This is a genomic window from Streptomyces sp. AHU1 (assembly GCF_045343905.1).
Classification (GTDB): Bacteria; Actinomycetota; Actinomycetes; order Streptomycetales; family Streptomycetaceae; genus Streptomyces; species Streptomyces triticiradicis.
The window spans coordinates 8109555-8125077 of the sequence record NZ_CP174283.1; the positions used below are offsets into that span (position 1 = coordinate 8109555).

Consider the following 15523-nt stretch of genomic DNA (forward strand, 5'->3'; position numbering starts at 1 on the left):
CGATCGCCGCGCCCGGACGCCTTTCCTGTCTGCCGCCCGCATTGTGCCGCCCGAATTCCCGCCGAATTCCCGGGCCTTTCTTCGCCGTGCCCTCGAACCGCACATCAGGAGCCGCACCGTGTCCGCAACCGAACCCGTCCGCTTCGCCTACTGGGTGCCCGACGTCAGTGGCGGCCCGGTCACCAGCACGATCGAACAGCGCACCGACCGGGGTGACGACTACAACCGCGAACTCGCCGTCCTCGCCGAGAACAACGGCTTCGACCACGCGCTCACCCAGGTCCGCTCCATGGCCGGCTACGGCGCCGCCGTGAAGCAGGCCGGGGCCTCCACCGCCGACGGCAAGGGCATGTGGCAGGACTCCGGCTTCGAGGGCCTCGTCCAGTACAACGACGGCTTCCGCACGGGGCTCATCGGCACCCCGGAACGGATCGCCGAACGGATCGTCGCCTACAAGCGCCTCGGCGTCGACCTCTTCCTCCTCGGCTTCCTGCACCACCAGGAGGAGGTCGAGTACTTCGGGCGCCGCGTGCCGCCCCTCGTACGCGAACCGGAGGCCCGGCTGCCCGACCGGGAGACGGAGCCCGCCGCGGTGCCCGCGTGACGGGCCGCCCCCGCGCGTTCCCGTAGCACCCGGCAGTCCGCCCACCCGCAACCCAGCACACGAAAGAGGACCCATGGCCATCGTCCTGTCCGTCTCCGGCAGCCCCTCGGTCTCCTCCCGCACCGCCAAGCTCCTGCGCCACCTCGACGCCCGGCTCGCCGCACAGGGCCACGAGGTGATCCCCCTCGACGTCCGCACCGTCCCCGCAGAGGCGTTGCTCGGCGCGGACTTCCAGCACCCCGCCATCGTCGAGGCGGCCGAGCTGTTCGCCCGCGCCGACGGCGTGGTCATCGGCACCCCCGTCTACAAGGCCGCCTACTCCGGCGTCCTCAAGGCCCTGCTCGACCTGCTCCCGCAGTACGCCCTGACCGGGAAGACCGTGCTGCCCCTGGCCACCGGAGGCAGTACCGCCCATGTGCTCGCCCTGGACTACGCCCTGCGCCCGGTGCTCAACTCCATGGGGGCGGCCCATATAGTCCAGGGCTGGTTCACCCTCGACAAGGACATCATCACGGGGCAGGACGGGAGCGTCACCGTGGCGCCGGGCACCGCCGAGGCCCTGGCCCAGGTGGTGGACCAGTTCTCTGCGGCCCTCGGCAGCGGGCACCTGCTCGCCGCCACGGGCTGACGCCGATGACCGCCGAAGTGATCGCCGACGACGCCGAGGCGCCGGCCGTCGCCGCGTCCCTCGCCGAGGCTCCGACGAGTTCCGCGTCGGAGCCTCGGCGAGGGACGCCGAACGGCGTCTCCCGCACGAGGAACTGGAGCGTCTGTCCGCCTCCGGCCTGCTCGCCGTCACGGTGCCGGCCGGGCACGGCGGAGCGGACGTGCGCGCGGAGACCCTGGCGGAGATCTTCCGGCTGCTGGCCTCGGCCGACGCCAGTCTCGCCCAGATCCCGCAGAACCACTTCGTGTACGTGAACGTGATGTGCCGTCAGGGATCCGCCGCCCAGCGGGAGTTCTTCTTCGGTGAGGTCCTGGCGGGGCGGCGGTTCGGCAACGCGCAGTCGGAGGCCGGCACCCGGCACGTCCAGGACATCCGCACCCGGCTCGAACCGGGCCCGGACGGCTCGTACCGGCTCACCGGTGTGAAGCACTACAGCACCGGGGCGCTCTTCGCCGACTGGATCCCGGTCCTGGCCCGCGCCGAGGACGACGACCTGCACGTCGCCTACGTCCCGCGGGACGCCGACGGCCTCACCGTCGTCGACGACTGGGACGGCATGGGGCAGCGCACCACGGCCAGCGGCACCGTCCGTCTCGACGGCGTCGTTCCGGCCGACCGTGTGGTCCCGCACCATCTCACCTTCCGGGGGCCGCAACTGCACGGTGCGGTGGCACAGTTGCTGCACGCCGCCATCGACGCCGGGATCGCGGCGGGCGCGCTCGCCGAGGCGGCGGAGTTCGTGCGCACCAAGAGCCGTCCCTGGTTCGAGAGCGGCGTGGACACGGCGGCCGAGGACCCGTTGCTCATCCAGCGCTTCGGTGAACTCGCGCTCCAGGTGAGGGCGTCCGAGGCACTGCTCGGTGTCGCGGGCCGTGCGGTCGACGCGGCGCGCGAGGAGCTGACCGACGCGTCGGCGGCCGAGGCGTCCATCGCCGTGGCCGCCGCGAAGGCGCACACCTCCGGCACCGCCGTACTGGTCGCGGACGCCCTCTTCGAGGTGTCCGGAACCCGTGCCGCGCTCGACTCGCTGAACCTGCACCGGCACTGGCGGGACGCCCGCACCCACACCCTGCACGACCCGGCGCGCTGGAAGATCCAGCACATCGGCCGCCACGTCCTGAGCGGCATCAGACCGCCGCGGCACGGCCTTCTCCAGACACCGTCCGACGGCCCCTCGCCCGCCAGGCCCCCACGATCGGAGAACTCCGCCGTGTCCCTCACCTTCCACTGGTTCCTGCCCACCAACGGAGACAGCCGTCATGTCGTCGGCGGCGGCCACGGCACCCCCGCCACCGCCTCCGGAGGGGACCGGCCGCCGACCGTCGCCTATCTGAGCCAGATCGCCCGCGCGGCGGAGGACCTGGGGTTCGTGGGCGCCCTCACCCCGACCGGCGCCTGGTGCGAGGACGCGTGGCTGACGACCGCGATGGTAAGCCAGCGCACGGAGCGGCTGAAGTTCCTCGTGGCCTTCCGGCCGGGCTTCGTGTCGCCCACGCTCGCCGCGCAGATGGCCTCCACCTTCCAGCGCCACAGCGGCGGGCGGCTGCTGCTGAACGTGGTGACCGGCGGGGAGAGCCACGAGCAGCGCGCGTACGGCGACTTCCTCGACAAGGACGCCAGGTACCGCCGTACCGGCGAATTCCTGGGGATCGTCAGGGAGTTGTGGGACGGGAAGACCGTCGACCTGACCGGCGAGCACCTGAGGGTCGAGGACGCCCGGCTCACCCGGGTCCCCGACCCGGTCCCGCAGATCTACTTCGGCGGTTCCTCGCCCGCCGCCGGTGAGGTCGCCGCCCGCCACGCCGACGCCTACCTCACCTGGGGCGAACCGCCTTCCCAGGTCGCCGGGAAGATCGCCTGGATCCGCGGGCTCGCGGCCCGGGAGGGGCGGAACCCGCGGTTCGGCATCCGGCTCCACGTCATCACGCGCGACACCTCCGAGCAGGCCTGGGCCGAGGCCCACCGGCTCCTCGACGGCTTCGACCCGGCGACCGTACGGTCCGTGCAGGAAGGGCTCGCCCGCAGCGAGTCGCAGGGACAGCGGCGGATGCTCGCGCTGCACGGCGGCAGCCGGGACGGACTGGAGATCCACCCCAATCTGTGGGCCGGCATCGGTCTGGTGCGCGGCGGAGCGGGCACCGCCCTGGTCGGCAGCCACGAGGAGGTCGCCGAGCGGATCGAGGAGTACCACGCCCTCGGCATCGACGAGTTCGTGCTCTCCGGCTACCCGCACCTGGAGGAGGCCTACTGGTTCGGCGAGGGCGTCCTGCCCCGCCTCGCCACGCGGGGCCTGTGGCGGCACCCGTTCGCGGCGCCGTCCGCGCCCGCCGTCCAGGTGCCCTTCGGCGGCTGAGCGGAGCGTCCGGGACGGCCCTCAGCCCAGCGATCCCAGGTGCGCGGCGCGCACCTGGGCCGTCTGCCCCTGCACCAGCAGGAACATCCCCTCGCGCGCGAGGCGTTGGGCCGGGCTGCGCAGATCCATCGCCCGCCCGCCGCCGGCCACGACCGCCGCCGTGGTGGCCGCCCGCATCACGTCGTACGCCCGTGCCTTGCACTCCAGGCGCTCCTCGATCCGCTCGGTGGGCACCGGGTGGTCGGCGAGTTCGTACGCCCGCCGTCTGACCTCGTCGAGGCGCGCCCGCAGCGCCTCGGCCGTCCGCCGCGCCGGGGGATCGTCCCCCAGCAGGCCGATCGCCGCCGCCGTGATCCCGAAGACGGCCGGCGAGGCGTTGGTGTTCCTGGGCCGGTCGGTGACCGCCCAGGACTCGTACGGAGTGCGCAGCGCCACCGCGTCGTCGGGCAGCCACAGCCCGTCCAGTTCCAGCGAGACCGTCCGGGACGCGGTGAGCGCCGCGAGCCGCATCGGCGGTGACGGCCGCAGCCCCGGCTGCTCACGCGCCCCGGTGAACGCGAACAGCGCCTCGTCCTCGTCCGTCACCCCCGCCAGCAGCATGACGTCGTTCAGCCCCCAGCCGGTGTACCAGGGGACCGTCCCGTCGAAGCGCCAGCCGCCGCGCTCGCGCGTGACCCGCACCGGGACGCGCGGGTGGGCCCGCAACTGGGCGTACGCGACACCGGAGAGCAACTCCCCGCGCGCGAGCGGACCCAGCAGACGTTCCCGTACCGGAAGGGCGCTCCTCGCCAGGGTCGCCACCGGGGTGTGGTGCTGGGTCTGCACGAACCAGGTCGAACAGCACGCCCCGGCCAGGATCTCCGCGGTCTCCCGGACCACGGCGGCGGGCGCCGCCGAACCGCCGTCCTCGACCGGGGCGCCGATCCCGAGCAGCCCCGACCGCTTCACGGCCTCGATGCTGCTCGCGGGCAGGCCCTCCCGGTCCACGTGTTCCGCCAGGGGCGCCAGCACCCGGTCCGCCAGTTCCCGGGCCGTGGTGACGAGCGGATGCGGTGGGGCGGTCATCGAAGGGGTCTCCCGCCGTCGTCGTGGCGCGTGCCGATCCGGGGTGCGGGCCCCGTCCGGGGTCCTGGAGGAGATCATGCACACCCCGGACGGGTTCCACACGGAGCCCTCCGAAGCGAGCGGCCGGCCGGGGCCGGGACGCGACCCGCGGCGGCCCGGCGTCCTCGGTACCCTCGAAGGGACCACCACCGTGGCCGTGCACGAGGCCTCCGGCCGGTGCGCGAGATCCTGCCGCCGTCCGGCGAGGGCCGGATCGAAGGCGGCTCGCACTCGCCCTGATCGGCGGTATCGCGCTGCGGATCTCCGCGGTCGCGGGCACTGTGATGACAGGGCCGGCGCGGGTCGCCGAGCGGCCGCCCGCCCGGCACCGTCCGACGGCTCACCGAGCGTGCCGGTGACCCGATCGTCGACCGCCCCCTCGTACGCCGCCGTCCCGACCGTCCTCGCACCGGCCTCCGCGGGCGGCCCCCGCGGCGGCGCGCTCTGGGCCGAACGGCCCTCATCGGGGACCTGCGGCCCCTGCCCCGTCCGGCCGCTCGGGCGCGAGGCTGGAATCGGATCGACCGGACCGTCGACTCAGGAGGTGGACACCATGTCCCGCACCGTCACCGTGGGCCTCGACGGTTCTCCCGAGAGCCGCGCCGCCGCCGAATGGGCCGCCCGCGAGGCACGGTTGCGCGCCCTGCCGGTCAGACTGGTCAACGTGTGGGAGCCGGCCCCGGACCCCATGGCCCAGGCACCGCTGCTCGGAGCCGAGACCCTCCAGCACTGGAGCGAGCGGATCCCGCGCGAGGCCGCCGAAGGGGTACGGCTGCGGCACCCGGGGGTCGACGTCACCGTCGAACAGCTCACCGGCCGGCCGGCCGAGGCACTGCTGAAGGCCGCGGACGACGCCGAACTGCTGGTCCTCGGCACCCGCGGGCTCAGCGGCGCGGGCGGTTTCATGGTCGGCTCGGTCGGGCTGGCCGTCGCGGCGCACGCCGGACGCCCCGTGGTCTTCGTACGCGCCGATGAGCAGGCCGCCGACGAGCACCTGCCGGATCCGACGGGCATCCCGTCCGCCGCGGCGCCCTTCCGTCCCGTCGTGCTCGGACTCGACACGAGCCGCCCGGACGACGAGCTGATCGGCTTCGCCTTCGAGGCGGCCCTCCTGCGCGCCACGGTGCTGCGGGTCGTGCACTCCTGGAACGAGCCGCCCTACATCGCCTACGGGCTGCCCCCGGACCTGAAGATGACCGCCCGGCTGGCCGCCGAGGACGCCGTCGCCATGACCACGGCGCTGCGGACCTGGCGGGAGAAGTACCCGGCCGTCGAGATCGTCGAGGACTCCCTGTCGGGGAAGCCGGCCAACCACCTCGTGGACGCCTCCCGGGAGGCCTCGCTCGTGGTCGTGGGCCGCCGGATCCGCCGGGCCGCGCTCGGCGCCCACATCGGACCCGTCACGCACGCGGTGCTCCACCACTCCACCGCCCCCGTCGCCGTCGTCCCGCACCCGTGAGCACCACCGGCCGCCCCGGCCCGGTGCCGACCGCACCCGACCGTGCAAGGAGAGACACCCCATGAAAGCGGCAGTCGTACGAGCGTTCGGTGAACCGCTGGTCATCGAGGACCGCCCGGACCCCGAGCCCGGTCCCGGTCAGGTCCGCATCCGCCTGGAGGCCTCCGGGCTCTGCCACACCGACATCCACGCCGCCCACGGCGACTGGCCGGTCAAGCCCAGTCCGCCGTTCGTCCCCGGACACGAGGGCGTCGGCCTGGTCGAGGCGCTGGGCGAGGGCGTCACCCACCTGAGGGTGGGACAGCGGGTCGCCGTGCCCTGGCTCGGCAAGGCGTGCGGACGCTGCGAGCACTGCCTCTCCGGCTGGGAGACCCTGTGCGAGCAGCAGCTCAACACCGGCTACGGGTACGACGGAGGCTACGCCGAGAAGATGCTCGCCTGGGCCGACTTCGCCCAGCCGGTGCCCGAGGGCATCGACCCGCTCGACGCGGCCCCGCTCACCTGCGCCGGCGTCACCACGTACAAGGCCCTGAAGGTCGCCGACGTCCGGCCCAGCCAGCTCGTCGCCGTCTCCGGCGTGGGCGGACTCGGCCATCTCGCCCTGCAGTACGCGAAGATCGCCGGGGCGACCGTGGCGGCGGTCGACGTCACCGACGAGAAGCTCGAACTCGCCCGGGAACTCGGCGCCGACATCGTGATCGACGCCCGCAAGGAAGACGTGGGCGAGGTCCTGCGGAGCCACGGCGGAGCGCACGCCGCGCTCGCGCTCGCGGTCGACGAGGAGGCGTTCGGCGCGGTGTACACCGGACTGCGGCGCGGCGGGAAGCTCGTCATGGTCGCCATGCCGGCGCACGGCACGATCCAGGTCCCGATCTTCGAGACCGTGCTGAACGGCACCTCCGTGATCGGCTCCATCGTCGGCACCCGGCAGGACCTGGCCGAGGTGTTCGAGCTGCACGCGGCGGGCCGCACCAGGGTCATCCGTGAGTCCCGGCCGCTGAGCTCGGTCAACGAGTCCATCGACGAGGTCCTGCACGGCCGCGTCCAGGCCCGGATCGTCTTCGACTTCGGCGAAGGGAGCTGACCGCGGTGGACCTGCCCCTCGTCGTGGGTGTCGACGGATCGGAGCTCGCCATGCGCGCCGTGGACTGGGCCACGGACGAGGCCGCCCTGCGCGGGCTGCCGCTGCGCCTGGTGTACGCCTCGCTCTGGGAGCGCTACGAAGGCGCCGCCCTCGCCGAGGGGGTCGGCAGGTCCTTTGAGCAGATCACGGCCGACGCCGTCGTACGGGCCGCCGCCGAGCGCGCCCGCCGTCGCGACGCCGCCGTGCGGGTGACCACCGAGGTGGTGCCCGACGACGCGGTGGGCGCGCTGCTCAGGAAGGGCAGGGACGCCACCGCCCTGGTGCTCGGCTCACGAGGACGCGGCGGCGTCGCCGGGATGCTCCTCGGATCGGTGAGCCTCACCGTCGCCGCCCGCGCCCACTGCCCGGTGATCGTGCTGCGCGGCAGCCACGACAACCGGGCCAGGGACGGCCGCCACCGGCGGGTCGTCCTCGGGGCCGGCGATCCCGCGCACGGCTCGGCCGCCGTGCGCTTCGCCTTCGAGGAGGCGGCCGGACGCGGGGTCGCGCTGGAGGCCGTACGGGCCTGGCGGTGCCCCGCCCACGAGGGCGCCGGACACCCGCTGACGGCGGGCGGGCCCGGCAAGCCGTACGAACAGCGGGCGGCGGAGATCCTCGACGAGGCGCTGGGCTCCGCCGCCGCCGAGCACCCCGGGGTGGCCGTGCGCCGGCGGACCGTCGAGGGGACCGCCCGCAAGGTGCTGCTGGACGCCTCCGAGGAGGCTGACCTGCTCGTCGTCGGGGTCCGGCGGCGCGACGGCCACGGACACGTCGGGCTGCAGCTCGGCAGGGTCGCCCACGCGGCCCTGCACCACGCGGCCTGCCCCGTCGCCGTCGTGCCCCTGCGGGCGTGAGGGCCTCAGAGGCCCGCCGCGTGGTCGGGGACGAAGGTCTGCAGATCGCGCGGCGGGCGGACGTACCCCGTCGACGGCGGCCGGTCGGGCAGCTCCAGGACCGGCGGCGGAACCTCGTGATAGGAAACGGTGGAGAGCAGGTGGGCGATCATGTTCAGCCGGGCCCGGCGCTTGTCGTCGCTCTCGACCACGAACCACGGCGCCTCGACGATGTCCGTGTGCACCAGCATCTCGTCCTTCGCCCGGGAGTACGCCTCCCAGCGGGTGATCGACTCCAGGTCCATGGCGGACAGCTTCCAGCGCCGCGTCGGGTCCTTCAGCCGGCGCCGGAACCGTTTCTGCTGCTCCGCGTCGCTCACCGAGAACCAGTACTTGCGCAGCAGCACGCCCGCCTCCACCAGCATGCGCTCGAAGATCGGGCACTGCCGCAGGAAGAGCTGGTGCTCCTCCTTCGTGCAGAAGCCCATGACGTGCTCGACCCCGGCGCGGTTGTACCAGCTCCGGTCGAACAGCACGATCTCCCCGGCGGCCGGCAGATGCTCCACGTACCGTTGGAAGTACCACTGGGTGCGCTCGCGCTCGGTCGGCTTCGGCAGCGCCACGATCCGCGCGACGCGCGGGTTCAGATGCTCCGCCACCCGCTTGATCGTGCCGCCCTTGCCCGCCGCGTCCCGGCCCTCGAAGACCACCACGACCCGGGCGCCCTCCGTCCGCACCCACTCCTGGAGCTTCACCAGCTCCGTCTGCAGACGCAGAAGTTCCCGCTCGTACGCCGCAAGCGGCACCTTCGCCGTCTTCTCGTCGGCCATGCCGCCTCCTCCACCCGATCACGCCTCCTGTGAAGCGCTGCGATGAACCGCCTCGTCGACTTATCCCGATGACCCACGGAGTCACCATGCCCAAGGCCGGACACCAGGACAGCACGGTACTGACCGACGACGAACTGCGCACTCTGGACGCCCACTGGCGGGCCGCCAACTACCTTGCCGTGGGCCAGATCTACCTGCTGGCCAACCCGCTGCTCACCGAGCCCCTGACCCCCGCGCACATCAAGCCCCGGCTGCTCGGCCACTGGGGCACCTCGCCCGGCCTCAACCTGGTCCACACCCACCTCAACCGGGTGATCAGGGCCCGCGGCCTGGACGCGCTGTGCGTCTGGGGCCCCGGACACGGCGGCCCGGCCGTGCTGGCGAACTCCTGGCTGGAGGGCACGTACAGCCGGACGTACCCCTCCGTGCCCCGGGACGCGGAGGGCATGGAGAAGCTGTTCCGGCAGTTCTCCTTCCCCGGCGGAGTGCCCAGCCACGTCGCCCCCGAGACGCCCGGCTCCATCCACGAGGGCGGCGAACTCGGTTACTCCCTCGCCCACGCCTACGGCGCCGCCTTCGACAACCCGGGACTGCTGGTCGCCTGCGTGATCGGCGACGGCGAGGCGGAGACGGGACCGCTCGCCGCGTCCTGGCACTCCAACAAGTTCCTCGACCCGGTGCACGACGGAGCCGTCCTGCCGGTCCTGCACCTCAACGGCTACAAGATCGCCAACCCGACCGTGCTCTCCCGGCTCCCGGAGGCCGAACTCGACGAGCTGCTGCGGGGATACGGCCACGAACCGATCCACGTCACCGGCGACGACCCCGACCGGGTCCACCGCGCCATGGCCGCGGCGATGGACGACGCCCTCGACCGCATCGCGCTGCTCCAGAGCACCGCCCGCGAGGAGGGCGTCACCGGGCGGGCCCGCTGGCCCATGATCGTGCTGCGCACCCCCAAGGGCTGGACCGGCCCCGCGGAGGTCGACGGCGAGCCCGTCGAGGGCACCTGGCGCGCTCACCAGGTGCCCTTGGCCGGGGTCCGCGAGAATCCCGAACACCTGCGGCAGTTGGAGGCCTGGCTGCGCTCCTACCGGCCCGGGGAGCTCTTCGACGCCGAGGGACGGCCGGTGGCCGACGTACTGGCCTGCGTGCCCGACGGCTCCCGGCGCCTCGGCGCCACCCCGCACGCCAACGGCGGCCTCCTCCTGCGCGACCTGCCGCTGCCGCCCCTGGAGCGCTTCGCCGTCCCCGTCGACAAGCCCGGCACCACCCTGCACGAGCCGACCCGGGTCCTCGGCGACCTCCTCGAGGACGTCATGAACAAGACCTCCGAGCGCCGTGACTTCCGGCTGGTCGGCCCCGACGAGACCGCCTCCAACCGGCTCCAGGCCGTCTTCGGCGCCAGCGGCAAGGCCTGGCAGGCGGGGACCCTGCCGGTGGACGAACACCTCGACCGGCACGGCCGCGTCATGGAGATCCTCTCCGAACACACCTGCCAGGGCTGGCTGGAGGGCTACACCCTCACCGGCCGGCACGGACTGTTCTCCTGCTACGAGGCCTTCGTCCACATCGTCGACTCCATGGTCAACCAGCACATCAAATGGCTGAGGACCTCGCGCGAACTGCACTGGCGCGCCCCGATCGCCTCCCTCAACTACCTGCTCACCTCGCACGTGTGGCGCCAGGACCACAACGGCTTCTCGCACCAGGACCCCGGCTTCGTCGACCACGTCCTCAACAAGAGCCCCGAGGTCGTGCGCGTCTACCTCCCGCCGGACGCCAACACCCTGCTGTCCGTGGCGGACCACGTCCTGCGCAGCCGCGACTACGTCAACGTCGTCGTCGCCGGCAAACAGCCCTGCTTCGACTGGCTGTCCATGGACCAGGCCCGCGCCCACTGCGCCCGCGGCGCCGGCATCTGGGACTGGGCGGGAACGGCCGACGGCGACCGGGACCCCGACGTCGTCCTCGCCTGCGCGGGCGACGTCCCCACCCAGGAGGTACTGGCCGCCTCCGGCCTGCTGCGCCGCCACCTGCCCGGACTCGCCGTCCGGGTCGTCAACGTCGTCGACATGACCCGGCTGCTGCCGCGCGAGGAACACCCGCACGGGATGAGCGACTTCGAGTACGACGGGCTGTTCACCACGGACAAGCCGGTGATCTTCGCCTACCACGGCTATCCCTGGCTCGTCCACCGGCTCGCCTACCGCCGCGCCGGCCACGGCAACCTCCACGTGCGCGGCTACAAGGAGATGGGCACCACCACGACCCCCTTCGACATGGTCGTCCGCAACGACATGGACCGCTACCGGCTGGTCATGGACGTCGTCGACCGCGTCCCCGGCCTCGGCGTCCGCGCCGCCGCCCTGCGCCAGAAAATGGCCGACGCGCGCTCCCGGCACGCCGTCTGGATCCGCGAGCACGGCACCGACCTCCCCGAGGTCGCGGACTGGACCTGGACCGGCTGAGGACCCACGGGAGGGCCCGCCGTCCCCGCGCGTTCCGCGGGGACGGCGGGCCACCCGTACCGGAGGATGGAGCCATGGACGACCTCACCTGGGAATACGAGGGCTACCACCCGGCGCAGGAAAGCCTGCGCGAATCGCTGTGCACCCTCGGCAACGGGTACTTCGCGACCCGCGGCGCCGCCCCGGAGTGCACCGCGGACTCCGTCCACTACCCGGGCACGTACGCGGCGGGCTGCTACAACCGTCTGACCTCACAGGTGGCCGGGCAGCAGGTCGAGAACGAGGACATGGTCAATCTCCCCAACTGGCTGACCCTGCGCGTGCGGACCGCCGGCGGGACCTGGCTCACCCCCGACTCCCACCGGCTGCTCGACCACCGGCTGAGCCTCGACCTGCTCGCGGGCACCCTGGAACGCACCGCGCGCTACGAGGACGAGGAGGGCCGGCGCCTCGCCGTGCGGCAGCTCCGCCTGGTCCACATGGCCGATCCCCACCTCGCCCTGCTGCGCACGGAGCTGACGGCCGAGGGCTGGTCGGGACCCGTGGAGATCGAGTCGGCACTCGACGGGACGGTCACCAACAACGGGGTCGAGCGCTACCGCTCCCTCGCTTCCCGCCACCTCACGGACGTCCGGACCGGCACCGGGAAACCGGACACGGTCTGGCTGCACTGCCGCACCTCCGCCTCGGAGACCGGTGTCGCCATGGCCGCCCGGACCGTCACGGACGTGCCCGCCGCGACCACGGACGCGCACACCCCGGGGCGCGCCGCCCAGTCGCTCGGGATCGCGCTGGCCGACGGCCGGACGGTGACCGTGGACAAGACCGTGGCCCTGCACACCTCCCACGACCCGGCGATCGAGGACCCGCTGGACGCGGCCGTCGACCGCGTCGGCCGGGCCGGGGACTTCGAGACGCTGCTGGAGACCCACCGCACGGCGTGGCGGCAGCTGTGGCGCACCGCCGAACTGGACGTGCGGGGCGGCGTGGGCCCGATCCTGCGCCTGCACCTGTTCCACGTGCTCCAGACTCTCTCCCCGCACACCGCGGAGCTCGACGTCGGTGTCCCGGCGCGCGGGCTGCACGGCGAGGCCTACCGGGGGCACGTGTTCTGGGACGAGCTGTTCGTGCTGCCGTACCTGAACCTCCACTTCCCCGAGGTCTCCCGCGCCCTGCTCACCTACCGCCACCGCCGGCTGGAGCGGGCCCGCCGGTCGGCCCAGGACGCCGGCCGCACCGGCGCGATGTACCCGTGGCAGAGCGGCAGCGACGGACGGGAGGAGACCCAGCGACTGCACCTGAACCCGCGTTCCGGGCGCTGGCTGCCCGACCACTCGCGCCTCCAGCACCACGTCGGATCGGCGGTCGCGTACAACGTGTGGCAGTACTGCGAGGCGAGCGGAGACACCGAGTTCCTGCACACCAAGGGCGTCGAGATGCTCGTGCAGATCGCCCGCTTCTGGGCCGGCCTCGCCGGGTACGACGGCGCCCTCGGCCGCTACCGGATCCGCGGTGTCGTCGGCCCCGACGAGTACCACGACGCCTACCCGGACGCGGTCCGGCCGGGCCTCGACGACAACGCGTACACGAACGTCACGGCCGCCTGGGTGCTCGCCCGCGCCCTCGACGTGCTGGGCGAGATGCCCGAACTGCTGCGCCGGGACCTCGTCGAGCGGACCGGCCTCGACCCCGCCGAACTCGATCTCTGGCACGACGTGTCGAGCGGACTGCACGTGCCCTTCCACGCCGGTGTGATCAGCCAGTTCGAGGGTTACGGGGACCTCGCGGAACTCGACTGGGAGGGCTACCGGAGGCGGTACGGCGACATCCGGCGGCTCGACCGGGTCCTGGAGGCCGAGGGCGACAGCGTCAACCGCTACCAGGCGTCGAAGCAGGCGGACGTGCTGATGCTCGGCTACCTCTTCTCGCCCGCCGAACTCGGCGCCCTGTTCCGCAGGCTCGGACACGAGGTCGACGACGTCCTGTGGCGGCGCACCGTCGATCACTACCTGAGCCGCACGAGCCACGGTTCGACGCTGAGCAGCCTGGTGCACGGCTGGGTACTGGGCCGGGCGCGGCGCGCCGAGGCCTGGACGTACATCCACGAGGCGCTGCGGGGTGACATCGCCGACCTGCAGGGCGGCACCACGGGGGAGGGCATCCACCTGGGTGCCATGGCGGGCACCCTCGATCTCGTCCAGCGCGGGCTGACCGGCCTCGAGACGCGCGGCGGAGCGCTGCGGTTCGACCCGGTCCCGCTGCCGGAGCTGTCCGAGTACGGTTTCTCGATCCGCTACCGGGGCCACCGTGGTGTGCAGGTGCACCTGAACGCGGGAAGGCTGAGCGTCAGCGTGCCGGCGTCGGACGAGCCGCCGATCGACATCACCCTGGCGGACCGCACGGTCACGGTGGCGCCGGGCGAGTCCTGCGTCCTGACGCTGCCGGACAGGCGACAGTGACCGGTCGCCGGGGACTCGGGGTCGGGAACCCGGGGCCGGGCGCGGCCGGCCGGGTCGCCGGCCCGGGAGGGACTCAGCGCGCGGAGTGGTGGCCGGCCGTTTCCGGGTGTTCGAGCTCCTTGGCGAGCACCGCCGCCTGGACGCGGCGCTGGACGCCGAGCTTGGCCAGCAGCCGTGAGATGTGGTTCTTCACCGTCTTCTCGGACAGGTAGAGCTCCTTGCCGATCTCGCGGTTCGTGAGCCCGTCCCCGATCAGCGCGAGGATGTCCCGCTCGCGCGGGGAGAGGCCGGCGAGCTCCTGCGAGAGGGGCGGCTCCTCGGCCGGGTCCGTGCGCAGCTTGCGCATCAGCCGGGCGGTCGTCGTCGGGTCCAGCATCGACTGGCCGGAGGCGACGGTACGGACCGCCGAGATCAGGTCCGACCCCTTGATCTGCTTCAGCACATAGCCCGCCGCACCGGCCATGATGGCGTCGAGCAGCGCCTCCTCGTCGTCGAACGACGTCAGCATCAGGCAGGACAGCTCGGGCATCTGGCTGCGCAGCTCCCGGCAGACGCTGATGCCGTCGCCGTCCGGCAGGCGTACGTCGAGGACCGCCACGTCGGGGCGCAGCGCGGGGCCGCGCACCAGGGCGTGCTCGACGCTGTCCGCGTCGCCGACCACCGAGATGTCGGGTTCGGCGTCCAAGAGGTCCGTCAGACCACGGCGCACCACCTCGTGGTCGTCCAGCAGGAAGACCCTGATCGGGTTCTGCTCGGAGAACGTACGCGCCTCGGTCATGACGATCCCTTGTTCAGTAATGGACCACGCACCGTGAGTCCTCTCAGGACGATCATCACTCTTCCGGCCCGAATGCACTAGGGCCGACCGGCCCCATACGAGTCTGCCCCTGTTCCACCGTTGCGTATTCTGTCCTTTTTTCGCCACCTCGGTCGGTGACCGGCCGACGACTACGGGTGGCTTTCCGGGCCCGTGAGGTCGAAGCCCACGTCCACCACTCCTTCGACGCCCCGCGCCAGCCGGGCGGCCACCGGCACCAGCGCGGTGTCGCGGACGCGCCCGGACAGGGTGACGACACCCTCCCGCACCTCGACGCGGACCGCCGCGGGCGACGCGTGGAACAGACGGGCCACGACCTCCCGGCGGACCTCCTCGGCGATGTCCTCGTCACCGCGCAGGAACACCTTGAGGAGATCGCCGCGGCTGACGACGCCCTCGAGGCCGCCGAGCCCGTCGACGACGGGCAGCCGTTTGACCTTCGCGCGCGCCATGACGCGGGCGGCCTGCGCCAGGGTCGCGTTCGCCCGCACGGTGACCGCCGGAGAGGTCATCAGGTCCTCAGCGGTCACTCCGCCGGCCTTGGCGAGATCGCCCAGCCGCCGCAGCTGCGTGCGCCGGTCGGGGTCGTGGTCGCGGAACTCCTCCTTGGGCAGCAGATCGGCCTCGGAGACCACCCCGATCACCCGGCTCTCACCCTCCACCACGGGCAGGGCGCTGACCCGCCACTGCTCCATCAGCCGCACGATCTCCTTGAACCCGGCCCCACGGCCGATGGCGGCGACCGTGTGGGTCATCACGTCGCTCACGATGTGCGGACTGCCGTTCACGGTGACTCCTCGGTC

12 protein-coding genes and 1 pseudogene are annotated in these 15523 nt (G+C 72.9%); 9 read left to right on the forward strand and 4 right to left on the reverse strand.

Annotation, left to right across the window (positions count from 1 at the left end; all coding sequences use genetic code 11):
- The first annotated feature begins 118 nt into the window (after window positions 1-118).
- The 4 genes and pseudogenes from ACICHK_RS35775 to ACICHK_RS35790 all read left to right on the forward strand — a co-directional run bounded on the left by ACICHK_RS35775 (window position 119) and on the right by ACICHK_RS35790 (window position 3624).
- The gene (locus ACICHK_RS35775; protein WP_406840169.1) at window positions 119-604 is read left to right on the forward strand and encodes a hypothetical protein; all 486 of its coding nucleotides are present in this window, start codon (window positions 119-121) and stop codon (window positions 602-604) included.
- 73 nt (window positions 605-677) lie between these two features.
- Window positions 678-1232, forward strand: a complete 555-nt coding sequence (gene ssuE, locus ACICHK_RS35780; protein WP_406840170.1) for an NADPH-dependent FMN reductase — start codon at window positions 678-680, stop codon at window positions 1230-1232.
- Between the two features lie 5 nt (window positions 1233-1237).
- Window positions 1238-2424 (forward strand): annotated as a pseudogene (locus tag ACICHK_RS35785) (SfnB family sulfur acquisition oxidoreductase); the annotation flags it as partial.
- A gap of 57 nt (window positions 2425-2481) precedes the next feature.
- On the forward strand, window positions 2482-3624 hold the full coding sequence (locus ACICHK_RS35790) for an LLM class flavin-dependent oxidoreductase (protein ID WP_406841407.1): 1143 nt from the start codon (window positions 2482-2484) through the stop codon (window positions 3622-3624).
- 21 nt (window positions 3625-3645) lie between these two features.
- Here the strand turns inward: ACICHK_RS35790 and ACICHK_RS35795 are convergent, their stop codons facing one another.
- Window positions 3646-4689, reverse strand: a complete 1044-nt coding sequence (locus ACICHK_RS35795; protein ID WP_406840171.1) for an acyl-CoA dehydrogenase family protein — start codon at window positions 4687-4689, stop codon at window positions 3646-3648.
- A gap of 592 nt (window positions 4690-5281) precedes the next feature.
- Here ACICHK_RS35795 and ACICHK_RS35800 point away from each other — a divergent pair.
- From ACICHK_RS35800 to ACICHK_RS35810, 3 genes are all read left to right on the forward strand, one after another.
- Entirely contained in the window at window positions 5282-6187 is a 906-nt protein-coding gene (locus tag ACICHK_RS35800) for a universal stress protein (RefSeq protein ID WP_406840172.1), read from the forward strand.
- Window positions 6188-6248: 61 nt separating this feature from the next.
- A complete protein-coding gene (adhP, locus tag ACICHK_RS35805; RefSeq protein WP_406840173.1) occupies window positions 6249-7271 on the forward strand; it encodes an alcohol dehydrogenase AdhP in 1023 nt (340 codons plus the stop codon).
- Between the two features lie 5 nt (window positions 7272-7276).
- A complete protein-coding gene (locus tag ACICHK_RS35810; RefSeq protein WP_406840174.1) occupies window positions 7277-8164 on the forward strand; it encodes a universal stress protein in 888 nt (295 codons plus the stop codon).
- A gap of 5 nt (window positions 8165-8169) precedes the next feature.
- On the opposite strand, the gene ppk2 is transcribed toward ACICHK_RS35810, so the two are convergent.
- A complete protein-coding gene (gene ppk2, locus ACICHK_RS35815) occupies window positions 8170-8973 on the reverse strand; it encodes a polyphosphate kinase 2 (RefSeq protein WP_406840175.1) in 804 nt (267 codons plus the stop codon).
- Window positions 8974-9059: 86 nt separating this feature from the next.
- Between ppk2 and ACICHK_RS35820 the strand changes: the two genes are divergently transcribed.
- Window positions 9060-11444: a phosphoketolase gene (locus ACICHK_RS35820; protein ID WP_406841408.1), complete on the forward strand. Its 2385-nt coding sequence runs from the start codon at window positions 9060-9062 to the stop codon at window positions 11442-11444.
- 74 nt (window positions 11445-11518) lie between these two features.
- Entirely contained in the window at window positions 11519-13903 is a 2385-nt protein-coding gene (locus ACICHK_RS35825) for a glycoside hydrolase family 65 protein (RefSeq protein ID WP_406840176.1), read from the forward strand.
- 73 nt (window positions 13904-13976) lie between these two features.
- On the opposite strand, the gene ACICHK_RS35830 is transcribed toward ACICHK_RS35825, so the two are convergent.
- Window positions 13977-14681 carry a response regulator gene (locus ACICHK_RS35830; protein WP_406840177.1) on the reverse strand — a complete coding sequence of 235 codons (705 nt, stop codon included), beginning with the start codon at window positions 14679-14681 and terminating at the stop codon, window positions 13977-13979.
- Window positions 14682-14851: 170 nt separating this feature from the next.
- Window positions 14852-15508 (reverse strand): CBS domain-containing protein, encoded by a 657-nt coding sequence (locus tag ACICHK_RS35835; RefSeq protein ID WP_406840178.1) that lies wholly within the window; start codon window positions 15506-15508, stop codon window positions 14852-14854.
- Window positions 15509-15523: the final 15 nt, after the last annotated feature.

Bases quoted from the DNA above. Each gene is read 5' to 3' on its own strand.
- ssuE (WP_406840170.1), top strand. From the start codon at position 678: ATGGCCATCGTCCTGTCCGTCTCCGGCAGCCCCTCGGTCTCCTCCCGC.
- ACICHK_RS35795 (WP_406840171.1), bottom strand. From the start codon at position 4,689: ATGACCGCCCCACCGCATCCGCTCGTCACCACGGCCCGGGAACTGGCG.
- ACICHK_RS35800 (WP_406840172.1), top strand. From the start codon at position 5,282: ATGTCCCGCACCGTCACCGTGGGCCTCGACGGTTCTCCCGAGAGCCGC.
- adhP (WP_406840173.1), top strand. From the start codon at position 6,249: ATGAAAGCGGCAGTCGTACGAGCGTTCGGTGAACCGCTGGTCATCGAG.
- ppk2 (WP_406840175.1), bottom strand. From the start codon at position 8,973: ATGGCCGACGAGAAGACGGCGAAGGTGCCGCTTGCGGCGTACGAGCGG.
- ACICHK_RS35820 (WP_406841408.1), top strand. From the start codon at position 9,060: ATGCCCAAGGCCGGACACCAGGACAGCACGGTACTGACCGACGACGAA.
- ACICHK_RS35825 (WP_406840176.1), top strand. From the start codon at position 11,519: ATGGACGACCTCACCTGGGAATACGAGGGCTACCACCCGGCGCAGGAA.
- ACICHK_RS35830 (WP_406840177.1), bottom strand. From the start codon at position 14,681: ATGACCGAGGCGCGTACGTTCTCCGAGCAGAACCCGATCAGGGTCTTC.